The sequence below is a fragment of the Burkholderia sp. Tr-20390 genome (genome assembly GCF_017104595.1).
In the GTDB taxonomy this organism is placed as follows: Bacteria; Pseudomonadota; Gammaproteobacteria; order Burkholderiales; family Burkholderiaceae; genus Burkholderia.
In genome coordinates this window covers 1-5,936 of record NZ_JAAGPC010000318.1, presented here as the reverse complement: position 1 = coordinate 5,936, position 5,936 = coordinate 1, and the positions used below count along the sequence as shown (strand labels likewise).

Sequence of the window (5,936 nt, the reverse complement as noted above, 5' to 3'; positions counted from 1 at the left end):
CGTGATCCGCTCCGTTGCAGCCATTGCAGCCTCCGGCGCCGGACACCCGGCGGCCGGTCAGCTTACGCGGCCCGAAAGCGGACATTTCTATGTAGCCAAAAGCGGACATTTCAATCTAGCCACTACATTTAAAAAAATTGATCATAAGCATTATGTCAAATAAATGATATTTGTTGATTACCGTGGATACAGGACCGGCCCACCTCGCTGGAGCACTCGGACGGCCCGTGTGGGTGCTGCTGTCGGCTGCCTGCGATGAACGTTGGTCCAACAGCCATCGCGATACGCCGTGGTACAGGTCCATGCAGCTGTATCGGCAAGCCACATTGGGTGACTGGAGCAGACCGATATCGGAAATGGCGGCGGCATTGTCTGGCCAGAGCGCGGTATGGTAGTCGACGTCAAGCGGGCACATCGGCAGCGAGCGTGCTGTTCGAGATAAGCGTTGATCAGCGAATAGCGCACTCAACGTGTAAGACCAACGTCGCTCCACTTGATGCTACCGGCTCGCCGTCAATACCGACCTCGAGGCGGCAGCGACACGCCCATTCCGAATCAAACTTCACTCGCTTCAGTCAGCGGCTTACTCATTTCTCGAATGAAATTTCGTGAATTTAATCAAAAAGACCGATCAGGAGCCTGTCGTATGATTCGATTTGTCTCGAATTTGTCGACAAAAATCCACCGATAAATTCCCGCTGCTGTTTTTTGTAATCAACCCATTTCTCATCGTGCGAATCGATTGCCTGCCCGAGTTGCAGTGCACCCTCCTCCGCATCCTGTCCATTATAAAAATAACCAAGCTCACGGCAGAGGTATGCGTTATGAATCAATGCATACCCGTTCCAGCACACATCGAAATAGAAGTAATTCAGCGCAAGCCCCGATTGATGGGATATTACAATGTCGGTATGTTCCGAAAGAAATTGAGGGGTGTTGTAATAGCCGACAAAGCTTATCTTTGAGTCTCTCACCAGGTCGAGGTGGTGCGCGATGCCAATAAATTCGGGGCTGTTTTTGGCAAGATGCTCCGTGTTCGTCGCGTGCACGTAAGATATCTTTTCGCCAAATTTCCGATAACCCAGTTCTGCAATCAGCAGCGGATAGAGGCAGAACTTCGTCACGTCGATATTCGGCTCCATGATGGAGAGGCGCTTTGGCTGCCCGGTTGGACGATACTCCCCGCGATGCGGAAGCGCTGCCGACCGCTCTTCGACGCACATCGGGTCCCAAACGAACGGGACTTCACGAACCGGCTGGCGCCGTAATACGCTGAAGTAGCTCGCGCTGGTATCGACAACTTGCGGGATGATCCACACTTGATCGTAACGTTGGTTGATGAATACCGTTTCCGCATGCCGTCTGCCAAAAATCATGGCCTGCATCATGTGCACGTATTCAGGACCGCAGCAGTAGCTCACGACTTTTGTACCGCGGCCCTGCAGATACGCGGTTTGCTGCTGGTCAATTTGTCCCCCGAGTTCGATCAGGACATCGAGCGAGTCTTTCGCATCGTCGAACGAGCGTATCGGATACTGCGTGGTATCCCACGGAAGTTCCGACGTGATCTTGACGTTCGTGGTGTTGACGAGGGTGACCCGATGGCCAAGAGGCGAGTGTTGAAAGAGCTTCATCAGATACAAGGCGTTCTGCTTGATGCCGTTGACCCAGAGACTCTCTGCCGCGTGGTGAAGGCCAATTGTGATACCGACGCTGAGTGAGCGTGCCAAACTCATGGGAGGTTCTCCAGGATGCCCGTCCAACAAAGAGTTAGATCATAGCGCTGCACTGGTCTCCAGCTGTCAAGAACTGTCAAAATCTGACATGCGGCTCGGCACGGTTGACCCTGCCTCGTTTTCACGTCCGTCATGCCATACAGCGGCGCGCAGGGTTTCGTATTCGAGGAAGTGCGGTTGTCGATTGAAATCGCGTCGGATCCAGTCGACGATGTCCGGACGGCCCTGAGCGCGAAAAATGCGCGCCTACCCGGCCCATTTGTTAAATAGCTTGAATACCCGCCAACGTGCGAATGTTTTGCCGTACTATCCGCCCGTCATCCTGGCTAATGTCGAATGCGATCGATCGACCTTGGGCAACGGCCATGGTTTTTTATCTTCGGGAGCTCGAGCCGGGCGCCGATTTCATCCGAACGCCAGGACCGATCATGTTCCAGTCCCCCGGAGATTCCTTCGTCAACGGTTCGTTGCTGGGCCTGTGCGTCGAGGTTCCGCTTGCCGCGATCGTTTCGCTGGCGATGCACGGCGTCGACTGGAACGGGCCGCGCATCGCGATGCTCATCGCCACGCCGGTGCTGATCGCGTGCATCACCCTGCTGACGCGCCCCGTCGCATTCAGCACGGTATGGAAACACAAACGCTCGCCGTTCGTGCTCGACGACAATGTGCGTGCATCGATTCACGGCCGGCTCTGCGGGATTGCGATCGGCGTTGTGTTCGGCATCATGGTCGCGACGACGTTCGCCTGACCCGGTCGAAAAAAATCTCCCATCGGGGTCCGCGCAGGGCGTGAAGCCTCGCTCACGAAGGGAAAGCAGCGTTTCCCGAAAGCGCATGTGCCCTCAATCTCCCGCTCACACGGCCGTCTTCCCATTACCCCCGATCACGTCGCCGCGACCAGCGCGTTGAACGACGTATCCCACAGCGGCGCGACATTGGCCGGCCCATCCAGCACACCGATCCGCGTGAACACGTCCGCGACCTGCTGATGCTGCGCCACCACGTCGGGCGTCACCGGCAGTAGCGCGTAGTCTTCGCTGCGCTGGTCGAACATCGCGACGAGATCGGCAACCGGCACGCGCGTCTCGCGGTTCTGCACGAGCGCATAGTCGCCGAAATGCGTGTTCGCCCATGCATACGCGCGTCGAAACCGCAGCAGCAGATCGCCCGTCGCCGCGCGACGGCGCGCATCGTCGAGCGTGCGCGGGTTCGCATAGACCGGAAAGTTGCCCGACAGATAGCCCTTCCCCGTCTTCAGCACGCGCGCCCCGTAGCGATTGCGCGCGAGCTGGCCGTTGTAGCCGTAGATCGCCCATGCGTCGATGTCGCCGCGATCGTAGGCGGACAAGCCATCGGTCGGCGACAGGTTGATCGGCTGGATATCGTCGAAGCTCAGGCCGGCCTCTTTGAGCTGGCGATACAGGAAGTAGTGCGACGTCGTCGCACGCACGTACCCGACACGCTTGCCCTTCAGATCCGAGATGCTGTGGATCGGCGTGTCCTTGCGCGCGAGCGTGACCTGGTTGTTCAGGTCTTCGCGCACGCGGGTGATGAGTCGCACGTTGGCCTTCTGTCGCGCGGCGAACACGGCCGGAATTTCGCTACCCGAACCGATGTCGAGCGCATCCGCGTTGAGCGCCTCGATGTGCAGCACGCCGTTGTTCAGCTCGCGCCAGTCGATCCGGTACGGTGTGTCGGCCAGCCCGGCCGCCTGCAGCAGCGCGCGCCAGCCGCCCTTGTAGGTTGCGACGCGCAACGTGGTGCCGGCGAGATCGGTGCTGACCGCGGGCGTGGCGAACGCGGCCTTCGCGGCCCATGGCGCCGCCGCCACCGCGGCACCGGCAAGCAGCAAACGGCGACGTGCCGCCGAAATTGACGACATCGGATGCTCCTGTCGGTCGATCAAACGGGAAGTGAAAAGCGCTGCGTCAATGCAGCACCGGAAATCCGTGGCGCTCGGCCAGCAGTTCGAGGATGCGGCGCGCGTCGGTGACGAAGCGCACGTCGCCGAGCGTCTGCGCGTCGTCCGGCGCCGGCTGGTCGCGGCCGAGCACGAGGACCGGCAGCCCCTGGTGCGCATCGTCGAGCGCGTCGATCACCGCGTGCCGCGGCCGCTCGAAGCCGACACGTTTCACGTCGATTCGACTCGCGCGATCGGGCGCGCTCGCGAGCAGCCCCTCGATCGACAGTCCATGTGGGCAGACGAAGCGCTGGCCCGGATGCTTCGGATCGGCAAAGCCCGGTTCCAGCAGAAACAGCACATCGCGACTCATGACAGACGGCTCCCGTGTTCGTTGTTCAGCCGGGATGAATGCGCTTGGGCGCCCTTCCGTTCCCGGAGCATGCCGGCCCGAGGCCGGATGCCCGACTTTACCGGCATGCGTCGCACGGCCCTACCAACGTTTTGCGGAATCGATATGCGGCCGCACGTAGCGCATCAGGCGCGCGCCGCACAGCGGGCGTTGCGTAAACACATCGCACGCCGGGCCGCCGGTATTGCGGACATCGAACGATTTCATCGATCGATATGACGGCGCCCGCGTGTATCCGGTGCTCGACGTTCGCCGTTCGCGCGATACGTTCGCCGCAGCATGGGTGCCGGACGCGATCGCGGCGCACATGCAGGGCTTGCGGCAACTCATATTGCAAATCGGCCGCGCAGCGATTTGCAAACCACGGATCGACCGTTCGCCGGCACCGCCGTCATCAATAGGATCGTGATCCTCGCAGATGTACCCATAAAAAAGAGGATAGTCATGATCAAAAAAACGGTAGTCCTGGGTTTGGTTTCGATCGGTTCGGTCAGCGCGCAGGCGCAGAGTTCGGTCACGTTGTACGGCGTCGTCGATGCCGGGTTCGCTTATACGAACAATCAAGGTGGCGCGAGCAACATCCAGCAGACGAGCGGCAAGTTGAGCGGCAGCCGCTGGGGCCTGAAAGGCGTGGAAGATCTCGGTGGCGGCGTGCAGGCGGTCTTCACGCTCGAAAGCGGGTTCCGGCCGAGCGACGGCGGGCTCGGCCAGGGCGGCCGCCTGTTCGGCCGCTCCGCATACGTGGGCCTCGCCAGCAAGGGGCTCGGCACGCTGACCTTCGGCCGCCAGTACGAGCCGATCACCGACCTCGTTGCGCAGTACTCGGGGTCCGGCTTCTGGTCGCCGGCCACGCACGTGGGCGACAACGACAACATGAACCAGAGCTTCCGGCTGAACAACGCGGTGAAGTTCCGCAGCGACACGATCGCCGGCTTCACGGCCGACCTGCTCTATGCGTTCAGTAACCAGGCCAACGGTGGCGCGGGCACCGGATTCTCGAACAACAACGCGTGGGGTGCGTCGGCAAACTACGTGAACGGCCCGTTGTCGGTGGGCGCCGGCTATGTCCGCATCAATCATCCGAATTCGACGTCGAATACGAGCGGCGCGGTGGGCGGTGCGACCTCCACCACGGGCAACGACTACAGCGGCGGATTCTTCTACGGGCTGAACGGCGGCGTGCTGAAGCAGCAGATCGGCGTGGTCGGCGCGAACTACGCGCTTGGCCCGGCGACGCTGGGCTTCGCGTGGAGCCACACGCAGCTCGACTATCTCGACGGCTCGTCGCGCAAGTTCAACAACTACGACGTGAACGCGCGTTACCAGCTCACGCCGGCGGCCACGCTGATCGGTGTCTATACGTTCACCGACGGGCGCGCGAGCGGCCTGCCGGGCACTGGCGGCCAGACGCTGAAACCGCGCTGGCACCAGTTCACGCTCGGGTTCGACTACGCGCTGTCGAAACGCACCGATATCTACCTGTCCGGCATCTACCAGCTCGCGGCCGGCGACGCGAGCACGGCAACGTCGGGCGGCTATCGCAAGATCGCGGCGATCTCGAACATCGGCAGCGCGTCGTCGACAAACCGCCAGGTCGCGTTCGTGACTGGGCTGCGCGTGAAGTTCTGACGGCGCGTGTATCGGGCGCGGTGCAGCGTGGTGCGATAAGCAAAGCGGGAATCGTTGTTTGTCGCACCGGGTTCGGTTGCCGAGAATGGGCGTTTCCCCGCGTGCTGCCCCGCCGCACGATACGCGTTCGACCATGACCGACTCCCGTTTCCCGCCCCACCCACCGCGCAGCGGCCGGCGCGCAGCACTGCGCCGGCTCGCCGGCGGATGGGCGGCAGCGATGCTGCCTGCCAGCGGCGCGCTGGCGAGCCAGCCGCTC

At 61.4% G+C, this 5,936-nt stretch carries 5 protein-coding genes; 2 read left to right on the top strand and 3 right to left on the bottom strand.

Features of this window, described 5'->3' with window-relative positions; all coding sequences use genetic code 11:
• Positions 1 to 614: 614 nt before the first annotated feature.
• On the bottom strand, positions 615 to 1,736 hold the full coding sequence (locus G3N98_RS38095; protein ID WP_206151011.1) for a DUF2827 domain-containing protein: 1,122 nt from the start codon (positions 1,734 to 1,736) through the stop codon (positions 615 to 617).
• Positions 1,737 to 2,065: 329 nt separating this feature from the next.
• On the opposite strand from G3N98_RS38095, the gene G3N98_RS38090 reads away from it, so the two are divergent.
• A complete protein-coding gene (locus G3N98_RS38090) occupies positions 2,066 to 2,485 on the top strand; it encodes a hypothetical protein (RefSeq protein ID WP_241026269.1) in 420 nt (139 codons plus the stop codon).
• Positions 2,486 to 2,619: 134 nt separating this feature from the next.
• On the opposite strand, the gene G3N98_RS38085 is transcribed toward G3N98_RS38090, so the two are convergent.
• The gene (locus tag G3N98_RS38085; protein ID WP_206151010.1) at positions 2,620 to 3,618 is read right to left on the bottom strand and encodes an ABC transporter substrate-binding protein; all 999 of its coding nucleotides are present in this window, start codon (positions 3,616 to 3,618) and stop codon (positions 2,620 to 2,622) included.
• Between the two features lie 46 nt (positions 3,619 to 3,664).
• The gene (locus G3N98_RS38080; protein ID WP_071336123.1) at positions 3,665 to 4,009 is read right to left on the bottom strand and encodes a DUF3088 domain-containing protein; all 345 of its coding nucleotides are present in this window, start codon (positions 4,007 to 4,009) and stop codon (positions 3,665 to 3,667) included.
• A 483-nt stretch (positions 4,010 to 4,492) separates the two neighbouring features.
• On the opposite strand from G3N98_RS38080, the gene G3N98_RS38075 reads away from it, so the two are divergent.
• On the top strand, positions 4,493 to 5,677 hold the full coding sequence (locus G3N98_RS38075; RefSeq protein WP_206151009.1) for a porin: 1,185 nt from the start codon (positions 4,493 to 4,495) through the stop codon (positions 5,675 to 5,677).
• Positions 5,678 to 5,936 lie beyond the last annotated feature (259 nt).

Bases quoted from the DNA above. Each gene is read 5' to 3' on its own strand.
- G3N98_RS38095 (WP_206151011.1), bottom strand. From the start codon at position 1,736: ATGAGTTTGGCACGCTCACTCAGCGTCGGTATCACAATTGGCCTTCAC.
- G3N98_RS38090 (WP_241026269.1), top strand. From the start codon at position 2,066: ATGTCGAATGCGATCGATCGACCTTGGGCAACGGCCATGGTTTTTTAT.
- G3N98_RS38085 (WP_206151010.1), bottom strand. From the start codon at position 3,618: ATGTCGTCAATTTCGGCGGCACGTCGCCGTTTGCTGCTTGCCGGTGCC.
- G3N98_RS38080 (WP_071336123.1), bottom strand. From the start codon at position 4,009: ATGAGTCGCGATGTGCTGTTTCTGCTGGAACCGGGCTTTGCCGATCCG.
- G3N98_RS38075 (WP_206151009.1), top strand. From the start codon at position 4,493: ATGATCAAAAAAACGGTAGTCCTGGGTTTGGTTTCGATCGGTTCGGTC.